Source organism: Citrobacter sp. Cpo040, from assembly GCF_030332915.1.
Lineage (GTDB): Bacteria > Pseudomonadota > Gammaproteobacteria > Enterobacterales > Enterobacteriaceae > Citrobacter > Citrobacter portucalensis.
In genome coordinates this window covers 273458-289943 of record NZ_JAOWGX010000034.1, presented here as the reverse complement: position 1 = coordinate 289943, position 16486 = coordinate 273458, and the positions used below count along the sequence as shown (strand labels likewise).

The 16486-nt window shown below is 52.7% G+C and carries 18 protein-coding genes and 1 other annotated feature; of the genes, 4 read left to right on the top strand and 14 right to left on the bottom strand.

The window, feature by feature from the left end; translation table 11 throughout:
* Positions 1–5 precede the first annotated feature (5 nt).
* From chuS to OGX86_RS06175, 4 genes are read left to right on the top strand one after another with little or no spacing between them, the layout of a single operon-like run.
* A complete protein-coding gene (gene chuS, locus OGX86_RS06190) occupies positions 6–1037 on the top strand; it encodes a hematinate-forming heme oxygenase ChuS (protein WP_286639570.1) in 1032 nt (343 codons plus the stop codon).
* Positions 1034–1855, top strand: coding sequence for a heme/hemin ABC transporter substrate-binding protein (locus tag OGX86_RS06185; protein WP_103014606.1), 822 nt, complete (start codon positions 1034–1036; stop codon positions 1853–1855). Before chuS ends, OGX86_RS06185 begins: the two co-directional genes overlap by 4 nt.
* Positions 1855–2847, top strand: coding sequence for a FecCD family ABC transporter permease (locus OGX86_RS06180; RefSeq protein ID WP_071692179.1), 993 nt, complete (start codon positions 1855–1857; stop codon positions 2845–2847). Before OGX86_RS06185 ends, OGX86_RS06180 begins: the two co-directional genes overlap by 1 nt.
* Positions 2840–3619, top strand: a complete 780-nt coding sequence (locus tag OGX86_RS06175; RefSeq protein WP_286639567.1) for a heme ABC transporter ATP-binding protein — start codon at positions 2840–2842, stop codon at positions 3617–3619. The genes OGX86_RS06180 and OGX86_RS06175 overlap by 8 nt, the downstream gene beginning before the upstream one ends.
* On the opposite strand, the gene selO is transcribed toward OGX86_RS06175, so the two are convergent.
* From selO to thrS, 14 genes are all read right to left on the bottom strand, one after another.
* A complete protein-coding gene (gene selO / locus OGX86_RS06170; RefSeq protein ID WP_286639565.1) occupies positions 3616–5058 on the bottom strand; it encodes a protein adenylyltransferase SelO in 1443 nt (480 codons plus the stop codon). The genes OGX86_RS06175 and selO overlap by 4 nt on opposite strands.
* Positions 5059–5119: 61 nt before the next feature.
* Positions 5120–5833 (bottom strand): EAL domain-containing protein, encoded by a 714-nt coding sequence (locus tag OGX86_RS06165; RefSeq protein ID WP_063941497.1) that lies wholly within the window; start codon positions 5831–5833, stop codon positions 5120–5122.
* A 318-nt stretch (positions 5834–6151) separates the two neighbouring features.
* Positions 6152–6616: an NlpC/P60 family protein gene (locus OGX86_RS06160; RefSeq protein ID WP_003836644.1), complete on the bottom strand. Its 465-nt coding sequence runs from the start codon at positions 6614–6616 to the stop codon at positions 6152–6154.
* Positions 6617–6693: 77 nt separating this feature from the next.
* Positions 6694–7443, bottom strand: a complete 750-nt coding sequence (gene btuD / locus OGX86_RS06155; protein ID WP_128316683.1) for a vitamin B12 ABC transporter ATP-binding protein BtuD — start codon at positions 7441–7443, stop codon at positions 6694–6696.
* Positions 7443–7994: a glutathione peroxidase gene (locus OGX86_RS06150; RefSeq protein ID WP_048226751.1), complete on the bottom strand. Its 552-nt coding sequence runs from the start codon at positions 7992–7994 to the stop codon at positions 7443–7445. Before OGX86_RS06150 ends, btuD begins: the two co-directional genes overlap by 1 nt.
* 60 nt (positions 7995–8054) lie before the next feature.
* Positions 8055–9035: a vitamin B12 ABC transporter permease BtuC gene (btuC, locus tag OGX86_RS06145; RefSeq protein WP_048214330.1), complete on the bottom strand. Its 981-nt coding sequence runs from the start codon at positions 9033–9035 to the stop codon at positions 8055–8057.
* A 121-nt stretch (positions 9036–9156) separates the two neighbouring features.
* Complete coding sequence (gene ihfA / locus OGX86_RS06140) at positions 9157–9456, bottom strand: integration host factor subunit alpha (protein WP_003030571.1); 300 nt, start codon at positions 9454–9456, stop codon at positions 9157–9159.
* Positions 9457–9460: 4 nt separating this feature from the next.
* Positions 9461–11848: a phenylalanine--tRNA ligase subunit beta gene (gene pheT, locus OGX86_RS06135; RefSeq protein WP_032943162.1), complete on the bottom strand. Its 2388-nt coding sequence runs from the start codon at positions 11846–11848 to the stop codon at positions 9461–9463.
* Positions 11849–11863: 15 nt separating this feature from the next.
* A complete protein-coding gene (gene pheS / locus OGX86_RS06130) occupies positions 11864–12847 on the bottom strand; it encodes a phenylalanine--tRNA ligase subunit alpha (protein ID WP_003832580.1) in 984 nt (327 codons plus the stop codon).
* A 124-nt stretch (positions 12848–12971) separates the two neighbouring features.
* Positions 12972–13096 (bottom strand) — a sequence feature (Phe leader region).
* The gene (gene pheM / locus OGX86_RS06125; RefSeq protein ID WP_001386830.1) at positions 13047–13091 is read right to left on the bottom strand and encodes a pheST operon leader peptide PheM; all 45 of its coding nucleotides are present in this window, start codon (positions 13089–13091) and stop codon (positions 13047–13049) included. It overlaps the preceding feature by 45 nt.
* Positions 13097–13216: 120 nt before the next feature.
* A complete protein-coding gene (rplT, locus tag OGX86_RS06120; RefSeq protein ID WP_003030578.1) occupies positions 13217–13573 on the bottom strand; it encodes a 50S ribosomal protein L20 in 357 nt (118 codons plus the stop codon).
* A gap of 55 nt (positions 13574–13628) precedes the next feature.
* Positions 13629–13826, bottom strand: coding sequence for a 50S ribosomal protein L35 (gene rpmI, locus OGX86_RS06115; protein WP_003030583.1), 198 nt, complete (start codon positions 13824–13826; stop codon positions 13629–13631).
* A 96-nt stretch (positions 13827–13922) separates the two neighbouring features.
* Positions 13923–14465: a translation initiation factor IF-3 gene (gene infC, locus OGX86_RS06110; RefSeq protein ID WP_048997935.1), complete on the bottom strand. Its 543-nt coding sequence runs from the start codon at positions 14463–14465 to the stop codon at positions 13923–13925.
* A 3-nt stretch (positions 14466–14468) separates the two neighbouring features.
* The gene (thrS, locus tag OGX86_RS06105) at positions 14469–16397 is read right to left on the bottom strand and encodes a threonine--tRNA ligase (protein WP_003832572.1); all 1929 of its coding nucleotides are present in this window, start codon (positions 16395–16397) and stop codon (positions 14469–14471) included.
* Positions 16398–16486 lie beyond the last annotated feature (89 nt).

The following is a 16486-nucleotide window of genomic DNA, read 5'->3' as shown; positions in this document are numbered from 1 at the left end:
AGACAATGAATCATTACACACGCTGGCTGGAACTGAAGAAAGAAAATCCTGGCAAATACGCACGTGATATTGCGGGGTTGATGAATATTAGCGAAGCCGAACTGACCTTTGCTCGCGTCGGTCACGACGCCTGGCGCTTACGTGGTGAAGTGCGTGAAATTCTCAGCGCACTGGAAGCAGTTGGCGAAACCAAATGTATTTGCCGCAATGAATACGCAGTACATGAGCAGGTAGGTGCTTTTACCAATCAGCACCTCAACGGTCATGTCGGACTGGTTCTCAATCCGCGCGCCCTCGATCTGCGTCTGTTCCTGAATCAGTGGGCCAGTACCTTTCATATCAGCGAAACAACCGCCCATGGTGAGCGTCAGAGCATTCAGTTCTTCGACCATCAGGGAGATGCGCTGCTGAAGGTCTATACCACGCAAAATACCCTCGTTGAGGAATGGGCAGCGTTGCTGACCCGTTTCATCTTTGCAGAAAACCCGCCGCTGGCACTGCAACCCGCCAACAATTCTGCGCCTGCCGCCGTCACGGTCGATGCGCAGACCGTCGATCAAGAGTGGCGAGCGATGACCGATGTCCACCAGTTCTTCGGTCTGCTGAAACGCCATGAACTCACCCGTCAACAAGCGTTTAATCTGGTGGGCGACGATCTGGCCTGTAAGGTTTCTAATAGCGCACTGGCGCAGTTACTCGACACCGCGCGTCAGGATGGCAACGAAATTATGGTTTTTGTGGGTAATCGCGGCTGTGTACAGATTTTTACCGGCGTGATTGAAAAACTGGTACCGATGAAAGGCTGGCTAAACATCTTCAACCCAACCTTTACCCTGCATCTGCTGGAAGAGAGCGTGGCCGAAACGTGGGTAACGCGCAAACCGACCGCCGATGGTCACGTCACCAGTCTGGAACTGTTTGCTGCCGACGGTACGCAAATCGCACAACTGTATGGTCAACGTACGGAAGGCGAGCCGGAACAGACGCAATGGCGCACACAGATTGACGCGCTAACGCCGAAAGGACTGGCCGCATGAAAAAACTGCTGGCCCTGATCGCGCTGCTGCCCTTCGCCGCACTGGCTGCACCCGAGGAACGAGTTGTTGCCCTCGGTGGCGATGTCACCGAGATCGTATACGCACTGGGAGCACAACCCTCCCTTGTGGCGAGAGACAGCACCAGCCAATGGCCTGCTGCGGCAACCGCGTTACCTGATGTTGGTTATTTGCGCCAGCTCAACGCAGAAGGGATCCTTGCCACACGCCCTACGCTGGTCCTTGCCAGCGCGCAGGCGCAGCCTTCTCTGGTGTTAAAACAGATCGAGCAGAGCAACGTCAGGGTTGTCACGATCCCAGCAAGCAACGATCTTAACGCGATTGATGAAAAAGTTAGGGTTATCGCCGAGGCTACCCATCGGGAGGCCGACGGCGAAACGCTGCGCGCAACGTTACGTCAGGAACTGGCGACGCTCCCGTCATCTGAACTTAATAAACGTGTGCTGTTTATTCTCAATCATGGTGGGATGACCGCGATGGCGGCGGGCCAGCAAACCGGAGCCGATGCGGCGATTCGTGCCGCTGGTCTACGCAACGCGATGCAGGGCGTTAATCGCTATCAGCCGCTGTCACAAGAAGGCGTCATTGCCAGCCAGCCCGATCTGGTAGTGATTTCACAAGAAGGTGTTAAGGCGATGGGTGGCGAGGCAAACCTGTGGGCGCTACCAGGACTTGCGCAAACACCTGCCGGCAGGAATAAACAGGTGTTGCAGGTTGACGATATGGCGCTGTTGGGCTTCAGCGTTCGCACGCCACAGGCTATTTTGCAGCTTCGTGCTAAAGCGGAGCAATTGCCCTGATGTCCCGGCGGATCACCTGTTCGTTGTGGATGTTGGCATTGATGCTGCTTGTAATGACGGTTCTGGCTACCGGTTTTGGCGCGTTGCGCCTGCCGGTAAGTCTGCTCTGGCGTGATGACGATGAGGCATTGCGTCAAATCTGGCTCACGATTCGTCTGCCCCGCGTCCTGCTGGCGCTGGTAATTGGCGGCTCTCTGGCGCTCGCTGGCTGCGTGATGCAGGGGCTGTTTCGCAATCCACTTGCAGACCCTGGATTACTGGGAATAAGCAGCGGCGCCGCCTGCGCTGTGGCCCTGTGGGTGGTGCTGCCTGTCTCCTTGCCCGCGCTGCTGATGTTGTATGCTCCAATGCTGGCCGCTTTTTTCGGCGCGCTGGCGGCAACGGTAGTGATTTTTATCCTCAGCCAACAGCGCGACGGTTCACTCTCACGCCTGCTGCTGGTCGGCATTGCCATTAACGCGCTCTGTGGGGCGGCGGTTGGCGTTTTGTCGTGGGTCAGTAATGATGCGCAACTGCGCCAGCTGTCGCTATGGGGAATGGGAAGTCTGGGGGCCGCGCAGTGGTCCACACTGTTGGCTGTCACTTCACTGACAATCCCGACAGTGCTGATCATCTGGCGACTTGCTCCGGCGCTGAATCTTCTGCAGCTGGGGGAGGAAGAGGCGCATTATCTCGGCGTTGATGTGCGTACAATCCAGCGTATTTTGCTGCTTTGTAGCGCATTACTGGTTGCCTCAGCCGTGGCGGTAAGCGGCGTGATTGGCTTTATCGGGTTGGTCATCCCACATTTAATACGTATGTGGCTCGGCTCAGACCATCGGGCCGTTATTCCGGGTTCCGTGCTGGCGGGCGCGTTTTTATTGCTGATTGCCGACACGCTGGCCCGTACGGCGGTTGCGCCTGCGGAGATGCCGGTCGGTCTGTTGACCAGTCTTCTCGGCGCACCGTGGTTTTTATGGCTTATTTTTCGTCAGCGAGGACCGCATGGCTGAACATTTCATCGCTGAAGGGCTTCACTATCACGTAGCTGGCAGAGCGGTGATCGACGACGTATCACTCGCCCTTACAAAAGGTGAACTGGTGGCGCTCATCGGCCCAAACGGTGCGGGGAAATCCACTCTGCTACGCTTGCTGACCGGTTTTCTGAAACCGGCTACCGGGCGCTGCGTGCTGGCGGGCAAACCGCTGGAGGAGTGGCCTACCCAAATGCTGTCGCGACACCGGGCGGTAATGCGTCAGCAAACGCAACTGGGATTTGACTGGCCGGTAGAGGCCGTCATCGCGATGGGTCGCGCGCCCTGGACCCAACGACCGGAACCTGGGCTTATTGCACAGGTAATGGAGATGACCGGATGTACGCCTCTGGCAGGCCGGCAATACGCCGCGCTTTCCGGCGGCGAGCAACAGCGAGTGCAGTTAGCCCGTGCGCTGGCGCAACTCTGGTACAACGGTGCGCCTCGCGGTTGGTTATTCCTTGATGAACCGACCTCCGCGCTGGATCTTTACCACCAGCAGCATCTGTTGCGCATGCTAAAAACGCTAACCGCTTCGGGTGAGCTGCATGTGTGCATTGTGCTTCACGATCTGAACCTCGCCGCACTGTGGGCAGACAGAATAGTGCTGCTGCACAACGGCAGGCTGGTGTCGCAGGGAACACCGGAAACTGTGTTACAGGCCGATGATCTGAAGCGCTGGTACGGTGCTCAGGTACACGTTGGCCAGCATCCGGCCAACGCCTCCCCGCAGGTATTTCTGGCCCCTTAGCTTGAACAACTCACTTCCAGCCGTTTGCCCCAGTCAGGTGGACGGCTGGCATAGTCGTCATCGCGATCGGCAAACGGGGTACGCAACGCCTGGTGCAACCGATGCAGTTCGGCGTAATTCCCCTGCTCTGCCTGACTAATCGCCCGTTGCGCCAGCCAGTTACGTAATACCATCGCCGGATTTGCCGCCTTCATCTGTGTTTGTCTGACTGCATCGGCAATATTGTCTTGCTGAAGGCGCGAGCGATACCGCGTGAACCAGTCGTCAAATGCTGCGCGGTCGATAAACTCATCACGCAACGGAGATTGCGCACTGTGCTGCTCCGTTTCGCTGAGCATGCGAAACGTTCGCGTATAGTCGCTTCTTTCTCGAGCCATCAGGCTAAACAGTTCGCTAAGCAGTTCGTTATCGTCTTTCTGCTCGCTAAAGAAGCCGAGCTTTTGCCGCATCCGCTGACCATAGCGAGTTAATAGCGCCAGCTGGTAACTGTCCAGCGCATCATTTAGCGCCTCGACCGGGATAAACGGCGACAGGGTTTGCGCCAGACGTTGCAGGTTCCACAACGCGGCAGCCGGTTGGTTATCGAAACTGTATCGCCCCTGGTTGTCAGAGTGGTTGCAGATATAATCAGGCACGTAATCATCAAGAAAACCGAATGGACCGTAATCCATCGTCAGACCCAGAATCGACATGTTGTCCGTGTTCATAACACCATGTGCAAATCCTACCGCCTGCCAGTCAGCGATTAACGTCGCAGTACGCGTGACAACATCGTTAAACCACAGCTGATACTTATCGGCTTCTTCCTGCCATTGCGGCCAGTAATGGCGAATCGCAAAGTCAGCCAACTCGCGCACTTTTTCCGGCTCTCGGCGATAGTAAAAATGCTCAAAATGGCCAAACCGCATATGGCTTTGCGCCACGCGAATGAGCATCGCCCCTGCTTCGACCGTTTCGCGATAAACCGGCGTGTCGCTGGTGACAATCGACAATGCCCGCGTGGTCGGTATTCCCAGGTAATGCATCGCTTCACTGGCCAGGCTTTCACGAATGGTCGAGCGCAGCACGGCACGCCCATCCCCCATGCGGGAATACGGCGTGAGTCCGGCGCCTTTCAGGTGCCAGTCAAACGTTGAACCATCCGCGAGCTGTTGTTCGCCCAGCAGGATCCCACGTCCGTCGCCAAGCTGACCAGCCCAGACACCGAACTGATGCCCACTATAAACCTGGGCTAAAGGCGACATCCCGGGAAGCAACGATTCGCCGCCCCAAACGCCTGCACCAGTCGGAATATCAAATAGCGCCGCAGGAATTGCTAATTGCTCCGCCAGCGCATCGTTATGCCAGATAAGGCGCGCGTTTTTCAGAGGGGTGGGTGAAAGCGCGGTATAGGTTGCTGGTAGTTCATCACGCCAGCGAGTGGTAAAAGACAGGGTCATAGGGCCTCCTGCCTCTAGTGTAGACTGTTAATAGGCTGTTAAACACCAGCAAATAAAAGGGTTATATCTTAGCGAGCGAAATTATCTGCGCAGGAGGCACCGCAGGCCACAATCCTCCCTGCATGGCACTAAATCCCACAGGCAAGACGCGCTCCAGCATCTCTTGTGTATCAATTCCGCTAATGATTATTGACTCACAGCTGGGCGATAGTTGCGCCAGAATAGCCCGCATAAACGGTTCAAACGAAATATGTGCAATCCTTTGTTGAACAAAGTTTTTATCCAGCACGACGCGTTTGAACAGGCCGTCAAAAATTGCCCGGGTTGATATACCGCCAGAACCATAGTTTGTCAGGACTAATGGAAATCGCGCAGCAAGTGCGGCCAATATTGGATTATCTTTACCTTTGTTTAACTCCGGATAGCTTTCATTAATAGTCAGCTCCAGAAATGAAAATCGTTCAACTTGTGAAGCAAGTTCAGTATCTGATAATAAAGTATTAGCAACTGCTGGCGTTAAATTAATCCAGGCGGATACTTTTCGCTGAATAAAAAAATGTTGGCACGTTTCGATTAATTCTAGTTTTTCTACAAATAAACGACATTGTTCGTCGTCTGACATCCGAGGTAGGACCAGCTCGGTGGGTATACGCACATCCCCATGCGCACTGGCGAAACTGGTGATGATATCGACGAATTCAAGATCGCCTTTTTCGCTTCTCGCAGGAAGAAAAGAGAACTCAGAATGGTAAAGATTATCCAGTGAAACAATCATCGTGCCAGCCCCGCTGCATGGGTGTTATCCGGCATCCTGTAGCAAAGGATGGAGAAATACGTTACTGCTGATGCAAGTAGAGGCCCTTTCATTTTTCCCTTTTTAGCCGGTAAATCGAATCCTTTTTTTTAGCTTATCCTGATTATAAGCGAATATCCAGCTTTGCACTTTTTAATATCTCGGAATAAATCATATTTTTAGCAAGATACGCTCTTAATGTTCAGGGGTATTGTCTAACCAAAAGCAGAAATAAAAGTTAACTTTCAAATGGTGATGTTGGGGCTGCGCACTCGATGGCAGCCTCGGAGTTGCGGGGGATTAAATACGTCGCGCCTGCCAAAAGTTTTTACGCCAGTAAACGTTATCCAGAGACGAGCGCATCACGCCACGGCTGGTTGAAGCATGAATAAATTGATTATTGGTATCGTAAATACCAACATGCAGACCGCTTTCCCCAGACCCGGTTTTAAAGAAAACCAGATCGCCGGGCAGCAAATCGTCTTTATCAATTTCGGTACCAATCTTTGATTGCGTACGCGTATCGCGCGGGAGTTGCAGGTCGAATTTATCGCGCATCGTCATCAAAACAAATCCAGAACAATCCACCCCACTACGACTCATACCGCCATAACGATAGGGTGTGCCATGCCAGGTTTGTAGCTGATCATTAAGACCGGCGATAACGGCAATAGAATCCGACAAGCGGGCATTTGGCGCAGGTGCACGATGGCTGCTGCAACCCGCCAAAAACAATGCTGTGATTAAAAGTAGCCAAAAGCGCATTCAGTACGAATCCTCTGAATTTTATTTTTATGCCAATTTAGCGTGGAAATTATATGATTTTCAAGAACCCATTTCACTTAAGTGGTTGATATGAGCATTCTGTGCCCTTCAATATCCAAACGTCGGAAGTTGACGCCATAGGCCGCAGACAGATTGGCCGGCGTCAGCACCGCATCTCGTGAACCACTGGCAACCAGTTTCCCGCGTTTGAGTAGCCAGGCTTTATGCGCATGGCGTAAGGTGTGATTAAGGTCGTGGCTACTCATCACAATGGCTATGCCCTGCAAACACAGCTGACTCAACAGTCGGTCCAGTGCGTTTTGTTGCGCGACGTCCAGACTGTTCATCGGCTCATCCAGCAGTAAAAGCTGACCTAATGGATTCGCTTGTGGGCAAATCTGCAGGATAACCGCAGCCAGGCGCACACGCTGCCACTCACCGCCGGAGAGTTGGTTCACGCCGCGCCCCAGTTTATCTCCCAGGCCGAGCGCATCGGCGATCTCCTGTAACAGATCGGTGCGTGCTTTGTCGGGTTGATGCAGCGTCAGAAAATGCCAGACCGGCATGGCAAACGGCGGATTTTGCTGTTGCGCAAGATAGGCGCGATATTGCGCCAGCCTGGCGGCCGGCCATTCCTCCAACGGCATATCACCAAAAGTGATACTGCCCTCTCCGTTTGTCAGACCCGCCATACGCGCCAACAGCGTACTTTTTCCGGCACCGTTTGGTCCCACTAAATGCAGGATCTCTCCTGCTTTTATCTCACCAGAAAGCGGGCCGAGACGGGTCGATTCCGCGACGTCCTGTAGCTGCATCAATCGAGACATTAGTTTGCCAGCGCCTGCTTGATGGTTTGCACCAGGATGGGATCCTCAGGCGTCATATCCGGTGAGAATCGTTGCAGCACTTTTCCATCGCGACCCACTAAAAACTTCTCGAAATTCCACAGGATATCGTCCGGGTAAAGCGGCGCACGACCTTTGCTCGCCATTCGCTCGTAGAACCCACTGTCCGCAGGCGCAACGGCCGTTGGTGCGGCATCAATCAGCTTCTGATACAGCGGATGGCGTCCCTCACCGTTGACGTCAATTTTGCTGAACATCGGGAAAGTTACGCCCCATGTGGTACTGCAGTACGTTTTTATTTCCTCTTCGCTGCCCGGCTCCTGGCCCAGAAACTGGTTGCAAGGGAAACCAAGAACGCTGAAGCCCTGTTGGTGCCAGGCTTTCTGCAGATTCTCCAGTTGCTCGTACTGCGGCGTCAGTCCACATTTTGAAGCAACGTTGACGATTAACAGCACATTCCCGGAATACGGCTGCAGTGAGGTAACCTCGCCGTCAATGGTCGTCACTTCTGTATCGAGGATAGAGTTTTGCATAGCATCTCCAGAACAACAGGTGGATTTTCAGTTTTTAATCATAGACCGAACCAACGCGTTCTAGCGCGCGGCTTTTAACAATAGCCAGATAAATACCGGTGCACCCATGGTGGCCGTTACCACGCCGATAGGTAACTCAGCCGAGGCCAGCACCAAACGCGCGACAACATCAGCAAACAATAATGCGATTGCGCCAGCCAACGCACAACCTGGCAGTAAAACACGGTGATCGGTGAGGCCGCACAGTCGCAAAATATGCGGGATCACAAGCCCAATAAAACCAATCGCCCCTGCCAGAGCCACGCTCACGCCAACCATCCAGCCTGTGGCAACCACCAGCAGGTTGCGCCAGAACCATAATGGCAGTCCCAGCTGACGCGCAGAAGTCTCTCCTAACGCCAGCATATTCATCGGCTGCGACTGACAGCAGATCCACACCAGCACCGGAATCAACGCCACCATGAGCCAGGCCTGATGCCAGTCTACGCCACCGAAGCCCCCCATCATCCAGTACATCAGCTGTCGTAAGTCAAACGAGGTAGAGAAGTAGATAGCCCATGTCATCAGCGCGCTACAGATTATCCCCAGCGCCACCCCCGCCAGCAGCAGACGGCTGGTAGACAGATGTCGACGGGCGAAACGTAGCAGAATAAGCGTGATAACTAGCGCCCCGGCAATGGCGCAAAGGCCCAACGCCCAGCCGGGGAGTTGCCCCTGCCCCAGCAGCACCGCCGCGATAAGCCCGACTCCCGCGCCGTTAGATACGCCCAGTAATCCAGGCTCTGCGAGCGGGTTTTCAAACAGAGCTTGCATCACTGCGCCAGATAAGGCCAATGCAGCGCCTACCAGCAAAACGGCAAGGGTACGGGGAAGTCGAATTTGCCAGACGAACAGATCGCCGCGGGCGCTGAACCAGTCGCCGGGAGCGATCCATTGTTCTCCTGCGCACAAGCTTAGAATCGTTGCCAGTAGCATCAGTACTGACAGTGACAGTATCCAGCGCACGTTTCGGCGCTGTTGTTGATGGGCGAAAGTCAGCATGTTTTCCATTCTGCTGAAAAGAGATGGAGGTGATTCTACGGTGCTGATTCGGTAGTGAAAAGGAAAAAGGCCGCATAGCGGCCTTTTTAGTTATACGCGTCATACTCTGCGTATCGTTAAATCACTCTTCTTTGGGCGTTGCGTTTTCAACCCGGCTTTTTAACTTCTGTCCGGGTCTGAAGGTCACCACGCGCCGTGCTGTAATGGGAATATCTTCGCCCGTTTTCGGGTTACGGCCCGGACGTTGATTCTTATCACGCAGATCGAAGTTACCAAAACCAGAGAGTTTTACCTGCTCACCATTTTCCAGAGCACGACGGATCTCTTCGAAAAACAGCTCGACCAGTTCTTTGGCATCCCGCTTGCTAAGCCCAAGCTTATCAAACAGATATTCTGACATTTCAGCTTTTGTAAGCGCCATAGGTTCAATCCCTCAATGATGCCTGGAATCGCTCTTTTAATGCCTCTACACATTTGGCGACGGTAGCGGCAATCTCCTCTTCTTCAAGTGTACGGCTGGTATCCTGAAGGATCAGGCTGATAGCGAGGCTCTTATAGCCCTCCGCAACACCCTTACCGCGGTACACGTCAAATAAGTTTACGCCAACTACCTGATTTACGCCAACTTTCTTACACTCGGATAAAATATCCGCAGCGGGAACGTTTTCTGCGACAACGACTGCGATATCGCGACGGTTCGCTGGGAAGCGAGAAACTTCACGCGCCTGAGGCACCACGCGGTCTGCGAGCTTATTCCACTCCAGTTCAAACACCAGAGTGCGACCGTTCAGATCCAGTTTACGTTCCAGTTCAGGATGAACAACCCCAATGAAACCAATACGTTCACCTTTCAGATAAATCGCCGCAGACTGACCCGGATGCAGTGCTGGATTCGCTTCAGCTTTGAACTGAATGTCCGCCAGTTTGCCGGTCAGATCGAGAACCGCTTCCAGATCGCCTTTCAGATCATAGAAATCAACGGTCTCTTTTGCCAGATTCCAGTGTTCATCATGACGGTTACCGCAGATCACGCCCGCCAGCATTAGATCCTGACGGATCCCGAGGTTGGCCTGCGTATCTGGCACGAAACGTAAACCCGTTTCGAAAATACGTACGCGGTTCTGCTGACGATTCTGGTTATACACTACCGTAGACAGCAAGCCAGTCCACAGGGACAAACGCATTGCCGACATATCAATAGAGATTGGGCTTGGCAGCAGCAGCGCTTCTTCACCCGGGTGCAGCAGCGACTGGACTTTCGGGTCGACGAAGCTATAGGTAATGACTTCCTGGTAGCCTTTGTCATTCAGCATGGTTTTTACACGTTTCAGCGACAAATCCGCTTCGCGATGCGTACCCATGATAAGACCCGCCTGAATCGGCGTGTTCGGGATATTGTCATAACCGTATACGCGGGCGACTTCTTCGACCAGGTCTTCTTCGATTTCCATATCGAAACGCCAGCTCGGCGCGACCGCTTTCCACTCATCCTGCCCTTCCGTCACGTCACAACCCAGACGACGCAGAATGTCACTCACCTGCTCATCGGCAATATGGTGTCCGATCAGACGATCCAGTTTGCTACGACGAAGCGTAATGGTTGCGCGTTTTGGCAGCGTGGCTTCATTCGTCACGTCAATGACTGGGCCAGCTTCACCGCCGCAGATATCAATCAGCAGGCGCGTTGCACGTTCCATGGCCTTATGTTGCAGCGCAGGATCGACACCACGCTCATAGCGGTGAGATGCATCGGTGTGCAGACCGTGACGACGCGCGCGACCGGTAATAGACAGCGGGCTGAAGAATGCACATTCCAGCAGGACGTTTTGTGTTTCATCATTCACGCCGGAATGTTCGCCACCAAAGATGCCGCCCATCGCCAGCGCTTTGTTGTGGTCCGCAATCACCAGCGTATCTGCATTCAGCTTCGCTTCGCTGCCGTCCAGCAATACCAGGGTCTCACCCTCTTTTGCCATACGGACAACAATTCCGCCTTCAATGCGGTCTTTGTCGAATGCGTGCATCGGCTGACCCAGTTCGAGCAGCACATAGTTAGTCACGTCAACCACGGCATCGATAGAACGAATACCGCAACGGCGCAGTTTTTCTTTCATCCACAGCGGGGTCGGCGCTTTAACATTGATGCCTTTCACCACGCGGCCCAGATAGCGTGGGCAGGCTTCCACGGCTTCGACCTGAATCGGCAGGACGTCGCTAATGGTCGCGGCTACTGGCGCGATTTCCGGCTCAACCAGCGGGGCTTTGTTCAGTACAGCAACGTCACGCGCTACACCGATGATGCCTAAGCAGTCGGCGCGGTTCGGCGTGACGCTGATTTCGATGGTGTTGTCGTCAAGCTTCAAGTATTCACGGATATCGGTGCCAATTGGCGCATCGGCAGGCAGTTCGATAATCCCGTTATGATCGTCGGAAATACCCAGCTCGGAGAACGAGCACAGCATACCTTCAGACGGTTCACCGCGCAGTTTCGCGGCTTTAATTTTGAAATCGCCCGGCAGAACGGCACCAACGGTTGCCACAGCCACTTTCAACCCCTGACGGCAGTTTGGCGCGCCGCAGACGATATCCAGCAGGCGGTCGCCGCCTACATTCACTTTGGTGACACGCAGTTTGTCAGCGTTCGGGTGCTGGCCACACTCAACCACTTCACCCACTACAACGCCGTTGAACGCGCCGGAAACAGGTTCCACACCGTCAACTTCAAGACCCGCCATCGTGATTTGGTTTGACAGCGCATCGCTATCAATCGCCGGATTTACCCATTCGCGTAACCACAGTTCACTGAATTTCATTGTTTTATCCTGCCTTTATTTAAACTGTTTGAGGAAACGCAGATCGTTTTCGAAGAAAGAACGCAGATCGGTAACGCCGTAACGCAGCATAGTAAGACGCTCCATACCCATACCGAATGCAAAGCCGGAATAGATTTCCGGATCGATGCCAACGTTACGCAACACGTTCGGGTGAACCATCCCGCAGCCCAGCACTTCCAGCCATTTGCCGTTTTTGCCCATCACGTCAACCTCCGCAGATGGTTCAGTGAACGGGAAGTAGGAAGGACGGAAACGAACCTGCAGGTCTTCTTCAAAGAAGTTGCGCAGGAAATCGTGCAGCGTGCCTTTCAGGTTGGTGAAGTTGATGTTGGTATCAACAATTAGCCCTTCCATCTGGTGGAACATTGGGGTGTGCGTCTGATCGTAATCGTTACGATATACACGGCCCGGGGCGATAATACGGATCGGCGGCTGTTTTTCTTTCATGGTGCGGATCTGCACGCCAGAAGTCTGTGTGCGCAGCAGACGCGTCGCGTCAAACCAGAAAGTGTCGTGGTCAGCGCGCGCCGGGTGATGGCCAGGAATGTTGAGCGCATCGAAGTTATGATAGTCATCTTCGATTTCCGGACCGGTCGCCACGGTAAAGCCCAGCTCACCGAAGAAACTTTCAATCCTGTCGATTGTACGCGTCACCGGGTGCAGACCGCCGTTTTCGATACGACGCCCAGGAAGGGAAATATCGATCGTTTCTTCAGCCAGACGAGCATTCAGCGCAGCACTTTCTAATTCGGCCTTACGCGCGTTCAGCGCTTGCTGTACCTGCTCTTTGGCTTCGTTAATCACTGCACCTGCTGCCGGGCGCTCTTCTGGCGGCAGTTCGCGCAGGGTTGTCATCTGAAGGGTCAGGTGCCCTTTCTTGCCCAAATATTCGACGCGGACATTGTCTAACGCGGCAACATCTGAAGCCTGGTTAATGGCGGCCGTTGCACTGGCAACCAGCTCTGCGAGATGTGACATGGTTTTCCTCGTTATGTTGCGATATTCACTAGTCGCTCGTATATACGCAAAATCATTCAAGTTGTATCAACGCGGCCAAAGAGCGAATGCAGCCAATACAGAGACAACTTGAAGGATGACGCGTATAAAAAAAGCCTCCACCAGGGAGGCTTTTAGGCGCTGTTTTCCGTTTCTTCTTTCACGCGCAAGCCTCCTGAGTTCAGGTGCTAAAGTAAAAGAAGAAGCGGAAAATAGCAGCATTCATGCTTGCGTTACCTTGTGTGGTAAAAACCGGACAACCTTTATTGAAAAGGCTTACGGATAAATTGTCAACTAATTGATTGCACTACAAATAAAAGAGAGGGAGCCAGGCTCCCTCTTTTCACCGGCTTATGCCAGAGCTGCTTTCGCTTTTTCGACCAGAGCGGTGAACGCTACTTTGTCGAATACTGCGATGTCAGCCAGGATCTTACGGTCGATTTCAACAGAGGCTTTTTTCAGGCCGTTGATGAATTTGCTGTAAGAAATACCGTTCTGACGTGCTGCTGCGTTGATACGCGCAATCCACAGTTGACGGAACTGACGCTTTTTCTGACGACGGTCACGATAAGCGTACTGACCAGCTTTGATAACAGCCTGGAAGGCAACGCGGTATACGCGAGAACGCGCACCGTAGTAGCCTTTAGCTTGTTTCAAAATTTTCTTGTGACGTGCACGGGCAACTACACCACGTTTTACGCGAGCCATATGTGCTCTCCTGTATCTATATTCTTAGTAAAAAAATGAATTAAACGTTAACGGCTTATGCGTACGGCAGGCACGCGATAACCAGACCCAGATCGCCTTTAGACACGAGGCCTTTTGGACGCAGGTGACGTTTACGCTTAGTAGATTTTTTGGTCAGAATATGACGCAGGTTTGCGTGCTTACGCTTAAATCCACCACCACCGGTTTTTTTGAAACGCTTAGCAGCACCGCGTACGGTCTTAATTTTTGGCATTTTAATAACTTCCACTTCGCATTGTTAATAAACGAAACGTAGGCGAACAACGGCTGTGGAACCCGTAGGCTCCACAGACATTGCTACTTGAAGGCCTTACTGTTTCTTCTTAGGAGCGAGCACCATGATCATCTGGCGGCCTTCGATCTTCGTAGGGAAGGATTCGACTACTGCCAGTTCACTCAGATCGTCACGGACGCGGTTGAGCACTTCCATACCGATCTGTTGGTGGGCCATCTCACGACCGCGAAAACGGAGCGTGATCTTAGCCTTATCGCCATCTTCCAGAAAGCGTACCAGGCTGCGGAGTTTTACCTGGTAATCGCCATCGTCGGTGCCAGGACGGAATTTAATTTCCTTAACCTGGATAACTTTTTGCTTTTTCTTCTGTTCCTTAGAAGACTTACTCTTTTCATAAAGGAACTTGCCGTAGTCCATAATACGACAAACTGGCGGTTCGGCGTTAGGGCTGATTTCAACTAAATCTACTCCAGCTTCTTCAGCTTTTTCGATCGCTTCTCTCAGACTCACAATACCCAAAGCTTCGCCTTCCAGACCTGTTAAGCGAACTTCCAGGGCGCGAATCTCGCCATTGATACGATTCGGACGTGCCGTTTGAACTCGTTTTCCGCCTTTAATACCTTATTCCTCCAGTTGTTGAAGACTGCGGCTGCGAATCTCTTGTTGCAGCTTCTCAATCACTTCATTTACGTCCAGGCTGCCCAAGTCTTTGCCACGACGGGTGCGCACGGCAACTTTGCCTGCTTCTACCTCTTTGTCGCCACAGACCAACATGTAAGGGACACGACGTAAAGTGTGCTCGCGGATTTTAAAGCCAATCTTCTCATTTCTCAAGTCTGCTTTTACACGAATACCCGCATTTTGTAGTTTCTGCGTTAATTCGTTAACGTATTCAGACTGAGAATCGGTGATGTTCATGACCACAACCTGAACCGGCGCGAGCCAGGTCGGGAAGAAGCCCGCGAACTCTTCGGTCAGGATACCGATGAAACGTTCCATCGACCCAAGAATTGCACGGTGAATCATAACCGGAACCTGACGCTCGTTGTTTTCGCCAACGTAAGAGGCGCTTAAACGGGACGGCAGAGAGAAGTCCAGCTGTACAGTACCGCACTGCCATGCACGATCGAGGCAGTCATACAGGGTAAATTCAATTTTCGGACCGTAGAACGCGCCCTCACCCAGTTGGAACTCAAACGGGATGTTGTTTTCTTCCAGCGCAACGGCTAGGTCAGCTTCAGCACGGTCCCACATTTCATCGCTACCGATACGTTTTTCGGGGCGAGTGGACAGTTTGACGACGATTTTCTCGAAGCCAAAGGTGCTGTACATATCGTAGACCATACGAATGCACGCGTTAACTTCATCACGAATCTGCTCTTCAGTACAGAAGATATGTGCATCATCTTGAGTGAAGCCACGAACACGCATCAGGCCATGCAGCGCACCTGACGGTTCATTACGGTGGCAGCTACCAAACTCAGCCATACGCAGCGGCAGATCGCGATAGGATTTCAGACCCTGATTAAAGATCTGCACGTGGCCTGGGCAGTTCATTGGCTTAATGCAGTATTCACGGTTCTCAGAAGAGGTGGTGAACATTGCATCTTTGTAGTTGTCCCAGTGACCTGTTTTTTCCCACAGCACACGGTCCATCATGAACGGACCTTTCACTTCCTGATACTGGTATTCTTTCAGTTTTGAACGAACGAATACTTCCAGTTCACGGAAGATAGTCCAGCCATCGTTGTGCCAGAACACCATACCCGGTGCTTCTTCCTGCATATGATACAGGTCAAGCTGTTTACCGATTTTACGGTGATCGCGTTTGGCCGCTTCTTCCAGACGTTGCAGGTAGGCATTCAGGGCTTTTTTATCTGCCCATGCAGTACCATAAATACGCTGCAGCATCTTGTTATTGCTGTCGCCACGCCAGTATGCCCCTGCGGTCTTCATCAGTTTGAAGTGATGGCAGAAACGCATGTTCGGCACGTGCGGGCCACGGCACATATCGACATATTCTTCATGATGGTACAAGCCAGGCTTGTCATCATGGGCAATGTTTTCATCAAGAATGGAGACTTTATAGGTCTCGCCACGCTTCACGAAGGTTTCACGCGCTTCGTACCAGCTGACTTTCTTCTTAATGACATCGTAGTTTTTCTCAGCGAGCTCGTGCATCCGCTTCTCGAGCGCGTCGACGTCTTCCTGGGTTAACGTACGGTCAAGATCGATATCGTAGTAAAAACCGTTATCAACAACCGGTCCGATCGCCATTTTGGTGTGCGGCCAGAGTTGTTTGATCGCGTGCCCTAACAGGTGCGCACAGGAGTGACGAATGATCTCCAGACCTTCTTCATCCTTCGCGGTGATGATGGAGAGCTTCGCATCATGCTCAATCAGATCGGAAGCATCTACCAGCTCACCGTCAACACGGCCAGCAATAGTGGCTTTCGCCAGACCTGGACCGATGTCCAGCGCAACATCCATGGGGCTTACAGCGTGGTCGTAATGGCGTTGGCTGCCATCAGGAAGAGTAATAACAGGCATGTTATATCCTTATTTGCAGTGGTGCCCCACACGTAAGAGCACATACAAAGATTCAATATTTAAAATTATCAAAAAGGTCTGGGCTGATT

Bases quoted from the DNA above. Each gene is read 5' to 3' on its own strand.
- chuS (WP_286639570.1), top strand. From the start codon at position 6: ATGAATCATTACACACGCTGGCTGGAACTGAAGAAAGAAAATCCTGGC.
- OGX86_RS06185 (WP_103014606.1), top strand. From the start codon at position 1,034: ATGAAAAAACTGCTGGCCCTGATCGCGCTGCTGCCCTTCGCCGCACTG.
- OGX86_RS06180 (WP_071692179.1), top strand. From the start codon at position 1,855: ATGTCCCGGCGGATCACCTGTTCGTTGTGGATGTTGGCATTGATGCTG.
- OGX86_RS06175 (WP_286639567.1), top strand. From the start codon at position 2,840: ATGGCTGAACATTTCATCGCTGAAGGGCTTCACTATCACGTAGCTGGC.
- selO (WP_286639565.1), bottom strand. From the start codon at position 5,058: ATGACCCTGTCTTTTACCACTCGCTGGCGTGATGAACTACCAGCAACC.
- OGX86_RS06165 (WP_063941497.1), bottom strand. From the start codon at position 5,833: ATGATTGTTTCACTGGATAATCTTTACCATTCTGAGTTCTCTTTTCTT.
- OGX86_RS06160 (WP_003836644.1), bottom strand. From the start codon at position 6,616: ATGCGCTTTTGGCTACTTTTAATCACAGCATTGTTTTTGGCGGGTTGC.
- btuD (WP_128316683.1), bottom strand. From the start codon at position 7,443: ATGTCTCGATTGATGCAGCTACAGGACGTCGCGGAATCGACCCGTCTC.
- OGX86_RS06150 (WP_048226751.1), bottom strand. From the start codon at position 7,994: ATGCAAAACTCTATCCTCGATACAGAAGTGACGACCATTGACGGCGAG.
- btuC (WP_048214330.1), bottom strand. From the start codon at position 9,035: ATGCTGACTTTCGCCCATCAACAACAGCGCCGAAACGTGCGCTGGATA.
- ihfA (WP_003030571.1), bottom strand. From the start codon at position 9,456: ATGGCGCTTACAAAAGCTGAAATGTCAGAATATCTGTTTGATAAGCTT.
- pheT (WP_032943162.1), bottom strand. From the start codon at position 11,848: ATGAAATTCAGTGAACTGTGGTTACGCGAATGGGTAAATCCGGCGATT.
- pheS (WP_003832580.1), bottom strand. From the start codon at position 12,847: ATGTCACATCTCGCAGAGCTGGTTGCCAGTGCAACGGCCGCCATTAAC.
- rplT (WP_003030578.1), bottom strand. From the start codon at position 13,573: ATGGCTCGCGTAAAACGTGGTGTAGTTGCCCGTGCACGTCACAAGAAA.
- rpmI (WP_003030583.1), bottom strand. From the start codon at position 13,826: ATGCCAAAAATTAAGACCGTACGCGGTGCTGCTAAGCGTTTCAAAAAA.
- thrS (WP_003832572.1), bottom strand. From the start codon at position 16,397: ATGCCTGTTATTACTCTTCCTGATGGCAGCCAACGCCATTACGACCAC.